The sequence below is a fragment of the Burkholderia sp. JPY481 genome (assembly GCF_038900515.1).
In the GTDB taxonomy this organism is placed as follows: Bacteria; Pseudomonadota; Gammaproteobacteria; order Burkholderiales; family Burkholderiaceae; genus Paraburkholderia; species Paraburkholderia youngii.
Genome location: NZ_JAYMRT010000004.1, coordinates 209,703 through 223,139 on the forward strand (window position 1 = coordinate 209,703; position 13,437 = coordinate 223,139).

14 protein-coding genes are annotated in these 13,437 nt (G+C 66.6%); 9 read left to right on the forward strand and 5 right to left on the reverse strand.

Going from position 1 to position 13,437, the window contains the following annotated elements:
* Nucleotides 1-70 precede the first annotated feature (70 nt).
* Both VSR82_RS12950 and VSR82_RS12955 read right to left on the reverse strand, forming a co-directional pair.
* Nucleotides 71-634 carry a YceI family protein gene (locus VSR82_RS12950; protein WP_429460881.1) on the reverse strand — a complete coding sequence of 188 codons (564 nt, stop codon included), beginning with the start codon at nucleotides 632-634 and terminating at the stop codon, nucleotides 71-73.
* Between the two features lie 8 nt (nucleotides 635-642).
* Nucleotides 643-1,203, reverse strand: a complete 561-nt coding sequence (locus tag VSR82_RS12955; RefSeq protein ID WP_368587613.1) for a cytochrome b — start codon at nucleotides 1,201-1,203, stop codon at nucleotides 643-645.
* A gap of 365 nt (nucleotides 1,204-1,568) precedes the next feature.
* Between VSR82_RS12955 and VSR82_RS12960 the strand changes: the two genes are divergently transcribed.
* The 7 genes from VSR82_RS12960 to VSR82_RS12990 all read left to right on the forward strand — a co-directional run bounded on the left by VSR82_RS12960 (nucleotide 1,569) and on the right by VSR82_RS12990 (nucleotide 8,271).
* On the forward strand, nucleotides 1,569-2,351 hold the full coding sequence (locus tag VSR82_RS12960) for a paraquat-inducible protein A (RefSeq protein WP_368587612.1): 783 nt from the start codon (nucleotides 1,569-1,571) through the stop codon (nucleotides 2,349-2,351).
* A gap of 7 nt (nucleotides 2,352-2,358) precedes the next feature.
* Nucleotides 2,359-3,009 (forward strand): paraquat-inducible protein A, encoded by a 651-nt coding sequence (locus tag VSR82_RS12965; protein ID WP_368594701.1) that lies wholly within the window; start codon nucleotides 2,359-2,361, stop codon nucleotides 3,007-3,009.
* Nucleotides 3,002-4,663, forward strand: coding sequence for a PqiB family protein (locus tag VSR82_RS12970; protein ID WP_429460884.1), 1,662 nt, complete (start codon nucleotides 3,002-3,004; stop codon nucleotides 4,661-4,663). The genes VSR82_RS12965 and VSR82_RS12970 overlap by 8 nt, the downstream gene beginning before the upstream one ends.
* Complete coding sequence (locus VSR82_RS12975; RefSeq protein ID WP_368587609.1) at nucleotides 4,660-5,409, forward strand: PqiC family protein; 750 nt, start codon at nucleotides 4,660-4,662, stop codon at nucleotides 5,407-5,409. Before VSR82_RS12970 ends, VSR82_RS12975 begins: the two co-directional genes overlap by 4 nt.
* Before the next feature lie 188 nt (nucleotides 5,410-5,597).
* Nucleotides 5,598-6,884: a THUMP domain-containing class I SAM-dependent RNA methyltransferase gene (locus VSR82_RS12980; RefSeq protein WP_429460886.1), complete on the forward strand. Its 1,287-nt coding sequence runs from the start codon at nucleotides 5,598-5,600 to the stop codon at nucleotides 6,882-6,884.
* A gap of 221 nt (nucleotides 6,885-7,105) precedes the next feature.
* The gene (locus VSR82_RS12985) at nucleotides 7,106-7,489 is read left to right on the forward strand and encodes a VOC family protein (protein WP_368587607.1); all 384 of its coding nucleotides are present in this window, start codon (nucleotides 7,106-7,108) and stop codon (nucleotides 7,487-7,489) included.
* A 38-nt stretch (nucleotides 7,490-7,527) separates the two neighbouring features.
* Nucleotides 7,528-8,271 (forward strand): helix-turn-helix transcriptional regulator, encoded by a 744-nt coding sequence (locus VSR82_RS12990; protein ID WP_429460889.1) that lies wholly within the window; start codon nucleotides 7,528-7,530, stop codon nucleotides 8,269-8,271.
* A 52-nt stretch (nucleotides 8,272-8,323) separates the two neighbouring features.
* Here the strand turns inward: VSR82_RS12990 and VSR82_RS12995 are convergent, their stop codons facing one another.
* The 3 genes from VSR82_RS12995 to VSR82_RS13005 are packed head-to-tail and all read right to left on the reverse strand — an operon-like array spanning nucleotide 8,324 to nucleotide 11,256.
* Nucleotides 8,324-9,775, reverse strand: a complete 1,452-nt coding sequence (locus tag VSR82_RS12995) for an NAD(P)(+) transhydrogenase (Re/Si-specific) subunit beta (protein WP_429460891.1) — start codon at nucleotides 9,773-9,775, stop codon at nucleotides 8,324-8,326.
* On the reverse strand, nucleotides 9,776-10,102 hold the full coding sequence (locus tag VSR82_RS13000) for an NAD(P) transhydrogenase subunit alpha part 2 (protein ID WP_176379007.1): 327 nt from the start codon (nucleotides 10,100-10,102) through the stop codon (nucleotides 9,776-9,778). It abuts the gene before it with no gap.
* An 11-nt stretch (nucleotides 10,103-10,113) separates the two neighbouring features.
* A complete protein-coding gene (locus VSR82_RS13005) occupies nucleotides 10,114-11,256 on the reverse strand; it encodes a Re/Si-specific NAD(P)(+) transhydrogenase subunit alpha (RefSeq protein WP_429460893.1) in 1,143 nt (380 codons plus the stop codon).
* A 282-nt stretch (nucleotides 11,257-11,538) separates the two neighbouring features.
* Between VSR82_RS13005 and VSR82_RS13010 the strand changes: the two genes are divergently transcribed.
* Nucleotides 11,539-12,018: an NUDIX hydrolase gene (locus VSR82_RS13010; RefSeq protein ID WP_368584510.1), complete on the forward strand. Its 480-nt coding sequence runs from the start codon at nucleotides 11,539-11,541 to the stop codon at nucleotides 12,016-12,018.
* Between the two features lie 60 nt (nucleotides 12,019-12,078).
* Entirely contained in the window at nucleotides 12,079-13,341 is a 1,263-nt protein-coding gene (mnmA, locus tag VSR82_RS13015; RefSeq protein ID WP_429460896.1) for a tRNA 2-thiouridine(34) synthase MnmA, read from the forward strand.
* The last annotated feature ends 96 nt before the right edge of the window (nucleotides 13,342-13,437 follow it).

Below are 13,437 nucleotides of genomic sequence, written 5' to 3' on the forward strand. Positions count from 1 at the left end.
CGGTGCAACCTGCGGTGGGAAAACGGCCGCGCCCCACGTGGCGCGGCGCACATCGCGAACGCCGCGCGCGTTACTTGTGCGCGGCGACGATATGAAACCTGATCACGACCTCGTCGGCGACGACCGACGTGTCCTTCCATTCGCCGGTGCCGACGTCGAACTGCGAACGCTTGATCGGCAGCGCGCCGTCGAAGGTCTGCGTCGCGCCCTGCTGGCTCACCGTGACCGGCACGACGACCGTCTCAGACTTGCCCTTGATGGTCAGCTTGCCGGTCACCTTGAACTGATTGCCGCCGGCCGGCGCGATCGCGCTCGACACGAACGTCGCGCGCGGAAAAGTCTTCGCGTCGAACCATTCCTTGCCGCGCACCTGCTCGTTGTAGCTCTCGTCGCCGAGATCGTAACTGGCGACGTCGATATCGATCTGCGCGCTGCCGGCCGTCGGCTTGGCCGGATCGAAGCTGACCTGCGCGGTGAACTTGTTGAACTTGCCTTCGACCGGCACGTTCATCTGCTTCGAGGTGGCCGTTACCGAGCTCTTCGCGACGTCGACCTGCGCGAGCGCCGCGCCCGCGGCGCTCAGCGACGCCGCCGCGAATGCGGCGAGCATGTAGCGATAAAACGAAACCTTCATGGTTGTCCTTATTTGAGGAAGGGGATCATGCGCGACAGCAGGCCGTCGCGATCGAGCCATTGATGCTTGAGCGCCGCCGCGACGTGCAGCGCGACCAGCACGAGCAGCGTGTAATTCAACGCGATATGCAGGGTCTTCAGCAGTTCTTTCAGGTGCGGGTCGGGCGCGATGATTCGCGGCAGAGGAATCAGCCCGAGATAGACGACCGGCACGTTCGCGGCCGAGCTATACAGATAGCCGGACACGGGAATCACGATCATCAGCGCGTACAGCAACAGATGCGTCAGATGCGCGGCGGCGCGCTGCCAGGTCGGCATGCGGCGCGGCATCGGCGGTCCGGCATGGGTCGCGCGCCACAGGATGCGCACGATCGCGAGCGCGAACACGGTCACGCCGATCCATTTGTGCCACGAGAAATAGCGCAGCTTGGTGGGCGTGAAACCGGGAATGTCGGTCATCACCCAGCCGAGTGCAAAGCCGCAGACGATCAGCAATGCGATCAGCCAGTGAAACGCGATGGCGGTCCGCGTGTACGACTCCCGGGTACCGAACGATGGATTGAGTGTCATGACAGATCAACGCAGGCTGTTAGAAGTTAACGGCGCGCCGCGGCCGGCTATTCCGCGATCACTGCTGCGGACCAGCACGGCGCGCGCGCCCGCGGCGGCCGATTCGGCCGATGCGGCCGGCATCATCACCAGAAAAGGCGGCCGGGGGGTACCACGGGCGCCATGCTACCCCAAGCGCGCAAAGCTGGCTGCAGCGCGTCGGCGAAACGGGCCCGAATTTTGCAGCGCAGCACGCCGGAGCGCGCCGCGCGCGCTTCGCGTCGGTCGCAAGGCCGCGTTTGGTACTATTGCTGCTCGCTGCCGCCCCTTCCCTCGTAAAGAGCAGGCCTTGCACGCCGCCACTACGCCGTTAGCCCATCTGCCGCATGGAACATGACAACCTGATCGCATGCCATGAATGCGATACGCTGTTCCGCAAGCCACGGCTTGTCGGGCGCGTCGCCGCGCGTTGTCCGCGCTGCCGCGCGACGCTCTTTCGCGGCGTATCGCGCAAGCTCGACGCGATCTGCGCACTGACGCTCGCCGCGCTGATCACGTTCGTGATCGCGCAGGGCTTTCCGATCGTCGAACTGGAAACCAACGGCATCACCTCACAGACCACGCTGTTCGGCGCGCTCGTCGCGCTGTGGGGCGAGGACATGGAGATCGTCGCCGTGATGGTGTTCTGCTCGACGATCCTCTTTCCGCTCACCGAACTCGTCGCCCTGCTGTACGTGCTGGTGCCGCTGCGCTCCGGCTATGTGCCTCCGCATTTCCATCGCGTGCTGCGCGCGATCCAGTTCGTGCGGCCGTGGGGCATGATCGAAGTGTTCATGCTTGGCGTGCTGATCACGATCGTGAAGATGGTGAGTCTCGCGCGCGTGATCCCCGAGGCGGCGCTGTTCGCGTTCGGCGCGCTGACGCTGATGTTCGCGGTCGTCGTGACGTTCGATCCGCGGGTGCTGTGGGATGTCGCCGACGAGATCGACGCGAGCGGCGATCGGCCGTTGCCGCGCACGTCGGCCGACAGCGCGGCGCTCGCGCTCGGCTCGCTCGCCGGTCCGCCGGCGCCGTCCGCGCACGTCGCGGGCTCGACGGGTGGCAGCGCTGACGGTGCCGCCGGCAGCGCTCCTCCGCCCGGCTTGCCGCCCGCGCCGCGCGAAGGATGAGCCCGCGATGAAATACGTCACCGCGAAACGCGCGGGCCTCGTGTCCTGTCACGCGTGCGGGCGCGTCGAACCGCGCATCCGCTCGATCACGCCGCAGCACTGCAGCCGCTGCGGCGCGCATCTGCACTCGCGCAACCCCGACAGCCTGATGCGCACGTGGGCGCTGCTGATCGCCGCGGCGCTGCTGTATATTCCGGCGAATCTGCTGCCGGTGATGCATACGTCATCGCTGCTCGGCTCCGAGGACGACACCATCATGAGCGGCGTCGTCTATTTCTGGACCTCGGGCGACTGGCCGCTCGCGGTGATCGTGTTCATCGCCAGCATCATGGTGCCGATGCTGAAGCTCTCGGTGCTCGTGCTGCTGACCATCACCGCGCAGCGCCGCTCGCGCTGGCGTCCGCAACAGCGCACGACGCTGTACCGGATGGTCGAGCGCATCGGCCGCTGGTCGATGCTCGACGTGTTCGTCGTCACGCTCACCGTGGCGCTCGTGCGTTTCAAATCGCTGGCCGTGATCACGGCCGGGCCCGGCGCGATCGCGTTCGGCTCGGTTGTGATCCTGACGATGCTGGCCTCCATGCAATTCGATCCACGCCTCATCTGGGACCCCGTGGAAAGCAGTACCCCAACACCTCAGGATCTCGACCATGACTAGCCCGCAAGGACCGACGCCCGCTTCAGGTGACGCGCCGCGCAACGATTCGAACGGACCAAAACTGCCGCCCCAACTGCCCGACCCCGACATCGAACCACGCAGCCGCTGGCTGCCGTCGCTCGTCTGGGTGATTCCGCTGATTGCCGCGCTGATCGGCATCGCGCTCGTGGTCAGGTCGGTGACCGAGCGCGGGCCCGTGATCACGATCAGCTTCATCAGCGCGGAAGGGCTCGAGCCGGGCAAGACCCAGGTCAAGTACAAGGACGTCGCCATCGGTTCAGTGAAGACCATCACGCTGTCGCCGGATCTGTCGCACGTGCTCGTGCAGGTGCAGCTCACCAAGGAAGGCGGCAAGTTCGCGGTCAAGGACTCGCGTTTCTGGGTGGTGCGTCCGCGCGTCGGCGCGAGCGGCGTATCGGGCCTGACCACGCTGCTGTCGGGCGCGTACATCGGCGCCGACGCGGGCCGCTCGAGCGACAGCGAGAGCAACTTCGTCGGCCTCGAAACGCCGCCGCCCATCACCGGCGACCAGAAAGGCCGCCAGTACACGCTGCACGGCGAGTCGCTCGGCTCGATCGACATCGGCTCGCCGATCTTCTACCGGCGCGTGCAGGTCGGCCAGGTGGTCGGCTTCTCGCTCGACAAGAGCGGCACCGGCGTGACGATGCAGGTGTTCGTGTCGGCGCCGTTCGACCAGTACGTCGGCACCAACACGCGCTGGTGGCATGCGAGCGGCGTCGATCTGCGGCTCGATTCGAGCGGCTTCAAGCTGAACACGCAGTCGCTCGCGACGGTGATCGTCGGCGGTCTGTCGTTCCAGTCGCCGCCCGGCCAGAACATGGGCCCGCAGGCGCCGAACAACCAGACATTCCGCCTCGCTTCGGACGAAGCGGACGCGATGCGGGAACCGGACGGCGTCCCGTTGCGTGTAGTGATGAACTTCAACCAGTCGCTGCGCGGGCTGTCGATCGGCGCGCCGGTCGACTTCCGCGGCATCGTGCTCGGCCAGGTGACCAATATCGGTATCGACTACGATCCGACGACGCGGAGCTTCACGATGCCGGTCACGCTGAACGTGTACCCCGATCGCCTCGGCAAGCGCTTCCGCGAGAGCGCGCCGCAGCCGGGCTCGCTCGCCGGCGAGAACCTGCTGCAGGAGCTCGTCAAGCATGGTCTGCGCGGCCAGTTGCGCACCGGCAACCTGATCACGAGCCAGCTGTACGTGGCGCTCGATATCTTCCCGAAAGCGGCGCCGGCGAAGGTCGACGTCACGAAGGATCCGCTCGAGCTGCCGACCATTCCGAACACGCTCGACGAATTGCAGCTGCAGGTCGCCGACATCGCGAAGAAGCTCGACAAGGTGCCGTTCGACCAGATCGGCGCGAACCTGAACACCGCGCTGAAGAACGCCGATCAGCTGTTCTCGCGTCTCGACAAGGAAGTCGTGCCGCAGGCGCGCGACACGCTGAGCGCCGCGAAGCAGACCTTCAATTCGGCCCAGGCAACCTTGCAGCAGGATTCGCCGATGCAGTCCGACGTTCATCAGGCGTTGCAGGAACTGACGCGCACGTTGCAGTCGCTGAATGCGCTGTCGGATTACCTCGAGCGTCATCCCGAATCGTTGTTGCGCGGTAAATCAGGAGATAAACCATGATGTTTGCCCGGCTCCCTCGTCCGCGGCGCGCGCTCGTGCGCGGTGCCGTGCGCGGCGTCGTGTATGGCGCCGCACTGGCCGCGGCGCTCGCGATCGCGGCGTGCTCGTCGCCGTCGAGCCGTTTCTATACGCTGGGTGGCGCGGACAGCGCAGCCGCCGCCGCGCGCACGGCCGCCGCGCCCGCGTGGCTGATCGAAGTCGCGCCGGTCAACGTGCCGCCGCAGGTGGCGAGAAACCAGCTGGTCGTGCAGACCGGGCCGACTCAGGTGCAACTGCTCGAACAGGAGCGCTGGGCGTCGCTGCCCGGTGATGAAATCCGCCGCGCGCTGTCGACCAACCTGACGCAGCAGCTCGGCACCATCGATACGTACGGCACCGCGCACCCCGACGACGCGGCCGTCTACCGGATCGCGATGAACGTGCAGCGCTTCGAGTCGTGGCCCGGCTCGCATGCGTTGATCGATGCGGTGTGGAGCGTGCGGGCCGTGCGCAGCAATGCGGTGATGACGTGTCGCAGCGTGGTCAGCGAGACGGTCGGAGGCGGCTACGACTCGCTCGTCGACGGACATCGGCGTGCGCTCGCGGAAGTGTCGACGCAGATCGCGACGGGCGTGCGCGCGATGGCGGCAGCAGCCGTCGCTACCACGAACACGACCGGCCGGAGTTCGGCTTCGTCCAGGCCGGCTGCGGCGCCGGCCGTGCCGCCCTGCCCTTCGGCGGGAACCGCCGCGGGAGCCGGCGCCTGATAGGCCCAGCGGCGCGGCGAGCTTAACGGCGTCCGCATGCCTGCTGGCGTCGCCGGCCCCGGCGGTACACGAGGCGCGATCAAGCAACGACAAACGACGCAAACGACGTCCCGGCGCGCCAATCGCGCCGGCCCGCCGACCCCGACCGCGTACAATAGCGCCTTATCCAACGCCTTGCGGCAACCTCAATGTCCTTCGATTTCTTCCTTCCTTGCCCGCGCGGGCTCGAAGCTCCGCTCGCGGCCGAACTCGCCGAAATTGCCGCCAAACATCTGAACGGCGCCCCGTTCACGGCCGGTGCGCAGGTGCCGGGCGGCGTGCATTTCCGCGGCGGCTGGGCCGCCGGCATGGCGGCCAATCTGCACTCGCGTCTGGCGAGCCGCGTGCTGCTGAAAATCGCCCAGCGGCCCTATCGCAGCGAGCAGGACATCTACGCGCTCGCGCTCGAGCAGCGCTGGGAGCAGTGGTTCTCCGCGCACGAGACGCTGCGCGTCGACGTCACCGCGATCAAGTCGCCGCTGCGCAGTCTCGAGTTCACGACGCTGCGCGTGAAGGACGCGATCTGCGATCGTCTGCGCGAAAAAAGCGGCGCGCGGCCGAGCATCGATACCGCGATGCCCGACGTGCGCGTGTTCGCGTTCCTGACCGCGACCGACTGCACGCTGTACCTCGACACGTCCGGCGATCCGCTGTTCAAGCGCGGCTGGCGTCTCGACAAGGGCGCTGCGCCGCTGCGCGAGAACCTTGCGGCGGGCATTCTGCGTCTGTCCGGTTGGCAGGCGGGCACGCCGCTCTACGATCCGATGTGCGGCAGCGGCACGTTTCTCGCGGAAGCGGCGCAGGTCGCGCTGGACATCGCGCCGGGCGTGCAGCGACGCTTCGGCTTCGAAAAGTTCATCCAGTTCGATACGCGGACCTGGCAAACGCTGCGGGGCGCCGCGCTCGAAGCGAAGAACGCGGCGCGCGGCTCGCGCGGCGCCGATCTGCAGATCTTCGGCAGCGACATCTCCGGCGACATGCTCGAAAAAGCACGCGCGAACTTTGAGCGCGCGGGGCTGCCGGCCATTGCGCTCAAGCAGCTCGACGCGCGCGACATGACGCCGCCTACCTCGGCGCCGGGCATCCTTGTCGCGAATCCGCCGTATGGCGAGCGGATCGAAGTGCGCGGCCGCAATGCGCGCGGCGAGCTTCGCGAAGGCCGCGGCAATCGCGACGACGACGGCTTCCGCCGCATTCAGGAAGAAGCGCCGGACAGCGAGTTTTTCCAGTTGCTCGGCAATGCGTTGAAGCAGCGCTTTGCCGGATGGCACGCGTTCATCCTGACGTCGGATCGCAAGCTGCCGGGGCAGCTGCGGCTGCGCGAATCGACGAAGACGCCGCTCTTCAACGGCGCGCTCGAATGCCGGCTGTTCCGCTTCGATCTGATCGCGGGCAGCGTGCGGCAGCGTCCGCAGGGCGATACGCAGGCCGATTGACGCTACGCCGGTCGGGCAAGTCGACATCAAAACCGCGGATCTCGTGCCGCGGTTTTTTATTGCGCCACGTCGCGCTGTTTCCCTTCCTTCGAAAGCGCGCTCGAAGAGCAGGCTACCCGTTCCCCACCCTACTGCCACCACGCTGTCAGCAGCACCCCCGCACACTCCTTCTCACGCCATCCGGCGCTTGAACGGCCTACTGCCAACCGAAGGAGAGTGTCATGTCCGCATTGCCCAAAGTGGTTGCCTGGTTCGAAATCCCGTCCGTCGATTTCGATCGCGCGGTGCGCTTCTACGAAGCCGCTCTCGACGCCCCGCTGAATCGCCAGGAGATCGGCGGCCAGCCGATCGCCGTGTTCAGCTACGAGGAGCCCGCGACCGGCGGCGCGATCGTCCATAGTCCGTCGATGACGCCCGCCGCCGACGGCGTCACCGTCTACCTGAACGCGCAGCCCACCGTCGACGCCGCGCTCGAGCGCATCGAACGGGCAGGCGGCAAGACCGACGGCCCGGTGATCAAGCTGCCGCAGGACATCGGCTATATCGCGTTCTTCACCGACACCGAAGGCAACCGCGTCGGGCTGCATTCGCGCACCAACGGCTAGGCGCATCCGCAGCCACCGCGCCCCAACCGAAGGCCGCCATGCGGCGCTATCATCGCGGGACCGTCCCCCTCCTCCTCTACCCGACGCCCACGATGACGCGCCGCGCCGACCGCCTGTTCCAGATCGCCGAGCTGCTGCGCGGCCGCCGCTTGACCACCGCGAAGCAACTGGCCGACTGGCTGAACATCTCGCTGCGCACGGTCTATCGCGACGTGCACGATCTGCAGTTGTCGGGGGTGCCGATCGAAGGCGAAGCGGGCATCGGCTATCGGCTGTCGCGCTCGGCGAGTCTGCCGCCGCTGACCTTCACCGCCGACGAACTCGCCGCGCTCGCCGCCGGCGCGCGCATGCTCGAATCGTGGGGCGGCGCGGGCTTCGCGAGCGGCGCGCGCGGCGCGCTAGCCAAAATCGCATCGGCGATGCCCGCCGACAAGCGCGCGGCGCTCGAACGGCTCGCGATCTTCGCGCCGTCGTTTCACATCAAGAGTGATTTTTCCGCGCAGCTCGACACGCTGCATCGCGCGATCGATACGCGCCAGGTGGTGCGCTTCGCGTACACGGACGCGAACGGCGCCGACACCGAGCGCCGCGTCTGGCCGCTTGCGCTCGCGTACTGGGGCGCGCGCTGGACGCTCGGTGCATGGTGCGAGCTGCGCAGCGATTTCCGCAACTTCGGGCTCGAGAAGATGCGCGATCTCACGGTGCTCGAGACGTATCCGGATCAGGACGGCAGGCGGCTCGCGGATTTACTGCGGTATCTGAACGCGAGGCCGAAAAGATAAAAGGGATCGCGGTGATGCACCGCGATCCCAACACCGGTTCACAGCGACCGCATCAGTCGACCGCCTTCACCATGTCCTCGATCACCTTCTTCGCGTCGCCGAACACCATCATCGTCTTGTCCATGTAGAAGAGATCGTTGTCGAGCCCGGCGTAGCCCGCCGCCATCGAGCGCTTGTTGACGATCACGGTGCGCGCCTTGTACGCCTCGATGATCGGCATGCCCGCGATCGGCGACTTCGGATCGTTCTTCGCGGCCGGATTCACCACGTCGTTCGCGCCGAGCACCAGCACCACGTCGACCTGGCCGAACTCGCCGTTGATGTCCTCCATCTCGTAGACCATGTCGTACGGCACTTCGGCCTCGGCGAGCAGCACGTTCATGTGCCCCGGCATGCGGCCGGCCACCGGGTGGATCGCGTACTTCACCTCGATGCCCTTCTCGACCAGCTTGTCGGTCAACTCTTTTAACGCATGCTGCGCGCGCGCCACGGCCAGCCCATAGCCCGGCACGATCACGACGGTTTCGGCGTTGCCCATCATGAACGACGCGTCATCGGCCGAACCCGATTTCACCGGACGCTGCTCCGCCGCGCCGCCCGCGGCCGCGCCCGGCTCGTTGCCGAAGCCGCCGAGGATCACGTTGAAGAACGAGCGGTTCATCGCGCGGCACATGATGTACGACAGGATCGCACCCGACGACCCGACCAGCGAGCCGGCGATGATCAGCATCGGATTGTTCAGCGAGAAGCCGATGCCCGCCGCCGCCCAGCCCGAGTACGAGTTCAGCATCGACACGACCACCGGCATGTCTGCGCCGCCGATCGGAATGATGATCAACACGCCGAGCACAAACGCGATGATCGTCATGATGATGAACGGCAGCCACGACTGCGTGAGGAAGAACAGCACGCCGAAGCCGAGCATCGCGAGCGCCAGCATCAGGTTGATCAGATGCTGGCCGCCGTAGACGACCGGCGCGCCCTGAAACAGCCGGAACTTGTACTTGCCCGACAGCTTGCCGAACGCGATCACCGAGCCGCTAAAAGTGATCGCGCCGACGAAGGTGCCGATGAACAGCTCGATGCGGTTGCCGTACGGCAGGAAGCCCTCGATCGGCACCTCGGGATCGACGAGCCCGAACGCGGCCGGCTCCGACACGACCCCGTACGCAATGCACACGGCCGCGAGACCGATCAGCGAGTGCATCGCCGCGACCAGCTCGGGCATCTTGGTCATCTCGACGCGCGCGGCGACGAACGCGCCGATCGCGCCGCCGATCACGAGCCCGAACAGCAGCAGGCCGAGCCCGAGACCGAGATTGGAGCCGAGTACCTCGGCCTGCCGCGAGATCAGCGCGATGGTGGTCAGAATCGCGATCGCCATGCCGACCATGCCGAAGGTATTGCCAGCCCGCGCGCTCTTCGGATTCGACAGCCCCTTGAGCGCCTGGATGAAGCAGACCGACGCGACCAGATACAGCAACGTGACGACGTTCAGGCTCATTTACGCACCCTCCTTGCCGCCAGCCGGAAGCTTCTTCGGCTCTTTTTTCTTGAACATCTCCAGCATTCGCCGCGTGACGAGAAAGCCGCCGAACACGTTGACGGCCGCGAGCGCCACCGCGATCGTGCCGAAGAACTTGCCCGCACTGCCCACCGTGAGACCCGCCGCGAGCATCGCGCCGACGATCACGATCGCCGAAATTGCATTGGTCACCGCCATCAGCGGCGTATGCAGCGCGGGCGTGACGTTCCAGACCACGTGATAGCCGACGTAGATCGCCAGCACGAAGATGATCAGGTTGATCACCGTGTGATTGAGGACTTCCATCTTCGGTCTCCCTATGCTTTGCGTGTGACCTGGCCATCGCGGGCCAGCAGCGTGGCCGCGACGATGTCGTCCGCGAGATCGATATTCAGCACGCCTTCCTTCGTGACGATCAGCTTCAGGAAGTCGAGCAGGTTGCGCGCGTATAGCGACGATGCGTCGGCGGGCACCATCGCGGCGAGATTCGTATAGCCGACGATCTGCACGCCATAGCGCACCACCACCTGGTCCGTTTCGGTCAGCGGACAATTGCCGCCGCGCCGGCCGTCGACTTCGGGGCCGCGGCCGGCCGCGAGGTCGACGAGCACCGAGCCCGGTTTCATCGCCTGCACGGTTTCGACCGACAGCAGCGTCGGCGCGGGGCGGCCCGGAATCAGCGCGGTGGAGATGATCACGTCCGCCTGCTTCGCGCGCTCGTGCACGAGCGCCGACTGGCGCGCGAGCCACGACGGCGGCATCGGCCGCGCATAGCCGCCGACGCCTTGCGCAGCGTCGCGCTCCTCGTCGGTTTCGTAGGGCACGTCGAGAAATTTTGCGCCGAGCGATTCGATCTGCTCCTTGACGGCCGGGCGCACGTCGGACGCCTCCAGCACCGCGCCGAGGCGCTTCGCGGTGGCGATCGCCTGCAGACCGGCCACGCCCGCGCCGAGAATCAGCACGCGCGCGGCCTTCACGGTGCCGGCCGCGGTCATCAGCATCGGCATGAAGCGCGGATACAGCGTCGCCGCGAGCAGCACCGCCTTGTAGCCGGCGATATTCGCCTGCGATGACAGCACGTCGAGGCTCTGCGCGCGCGTGGTGCGCGGCGCGGCTTCGAGCGCGAATGCGGTGACGCCCGCCGCGGCGAGTTTGCCCGCATTCTCGGCGTTGAACGGGTCGAGCATGCCGACGAGCGTCGCGCCGCGTTTGAGCAGCGGCAGTTCGGAGTCGGTGGGGGATTGGACTTTGAGGACGAGATCTGCGCCGAACGCGGTGGCGGCGTCGACGATCTCCGCGCCCACGGCCGTATAGGCGTCATCGGGAAAGCTCGCGCCGGCGCCGGCGCCGCTTTGAAGCGTGACCCGGTGGCCTTGCGCCACGTATTTCTTGACCGTTTCGGGCGTCGCGGCAACGCGGGTTTCATGCGCGCGCGTTTCGGCTGGCACTCCGATGTGCATCGTTGTTCCTCCTCGACTTCCTGTTTGACGACAGATCTGCCGACGAGGCTCGCCGGCTTGCACATGCAACGGCTAACGCAGGCCCCACTTTAACCGAAACCGTCACGCCGCCAATATCGGGGTCGATGCGAATGCGCGGCAGACCGCCAAACTGTTGCGATTCGGTCGCGAACGTGCTGCGAACCCGCCGCGAACCGGCCGGGAGCTTGCGCCGGCCATTGCCCGGCAGGGGTCGGTGCGGCACCCGGCAGCCGGCGCGCATAACCGGTAAAATGCGCACCCATGAAACCGGAAACTTGGCTGCCGCACGTGACCGTCGCGGCGATCGTCGAGCGTGACGGGCGCTTCCTGCTGGTTGAGGAACACACGGCCGCCGGCCTGCGCCTGAACCAGCCCGCCGGCCATCTCGAGGCGGGCGAATCGCTGCTGGAAGCGGTGGTCCGCGAAACGTTCGAGGAAACCGCCCATCCGTTCGCGCCCGAAGCGCTCGTCGGCATGTACATGACCCACTTCGAGCGGCCGGACCGCGCGGGCACCACGTACCTGCGCTTCACCTATTGCGGCGCGGGCGGCGAGCCGGACCCGGCGAGTTCGCTCGATCCCGACATCGTCCGCACGCTGTGGATGAGCGCCGATGAATTGCGCGAGTGCCCCGAGCGGCATCGCACGCCGCTCGTGATGCAGTGCATCGACGATTACCTGGCCGGCCGGCGTTTCCCGCTCGACTTCGTCCATACCCATTCGGTCGGGCCGAAGCGATAAGGCCGTCACGAGCGGCCCCCACAAGATCCATGCAGTCATGCAGCACCCAGTGAGTACCTTATGAGCAAGCGTAAAGTCGTAGTAGGCATGTCGGGCGGCGTCGATTCGTCGGTTACCGCGTGGCTGCTGAAGGAACAGGGCTACGACGTGGTCGGCCTGTTCATGAAGAACTGGGAAGACGACGACGACAGCGAATACTGTTCGACGCGCCAGGACTGGATCGACGTGGTGTCGGTCGCGGACCTGATCGGCATCGACGTCGAGGCGGTCAACTTCGCGGCCGAATATAAAGACCGCGTGTTCGCCGAGTTCCTGCGCGAATATTCGGCCGGCCGCACGCCGAACCCGGACGTGCTGTGCAACGCCGAAATCAAGTTCAAGGCCTTTCTCGATCACGCGATGTCGCTCGGCGCGCAAACCATCGCGACCGGCCACTATGCGCGCGTGCGCCAGAACCACGAGCGCGACGGCCGCTTCGAGCTGCTGAAGGCGCTCGATCATACGAAAGACCAGTCGTACTTCCTGCATCGGCTGAACCAGGCGCAGTTGTCGAAGACGCTGTTCCCGCTCGGCGAAATTCCCAAGACCAAAGTGCGCGAGATCGCTGCGCAGATCGGCTTGCCGAACGCGAAGAAGAAGGATTCGACCGGCATCTGCTTTATCGGCGAGCGGCCGTTCCGCGACTTCCTGAACCGCTACCTGCCGACCAAGCCAGGTCCGATGAAGACGACCGACGGCAAGATCGTCGGCGAGCACATCGGCCTCGCGTTCTACACGTTCGGCCAGCGCAAGGGCATCGGTCTCGGCGGCAGCAAGGACGGCAGCGGCGAGCCGTGGTTCGCCGCGGGCAAGGATATTCCGACCAATACGCTGTACGTCGCGCAGGGGCACGATCATCCGTGGCTGCTGTGCCATACGCTGTCGGCGGGCAACACGAGCTGGGTCGCGGGCGAGCCGCCGGCCGACGGCTTCGCGTGCGGCGCGAAGACGCGCTACCGGCAGGCCGATGCGGCGTGCACGTTCAACGCCGCGGCGGCAGGCGGTTCGGGCGATGGCCTGTTCGAGCTGACCTTCGACGCCGCGCAATGGGCCGTCACGCCGGGACAATCGGCGGTGCTGTACGACGGCGACGTGTGCCTCGGCGGCGGCATCATCGAACACGCGATGACCGGACAACCGGCCGAGCTGCCGCTGGATCAGGCGCCGAAGCAAACTCGCGCGCAGCGTCGCAAGCAGGCGCATAAGCCGAAGCAGCCGCACCGCGCATCGCAGGACGAGCCGCAAGCCCCGCGGCAAAAAGCGGCGCTGCTCGGCGCGCGTTGAGCGATGCGTAGCGGCGCGCGCGGCGGGTCACGCCACTCCGACACGCGCGCGCCGTTCATCCTGTTTTCCCCACCTGGCGCGGTCACACCCGCTTCA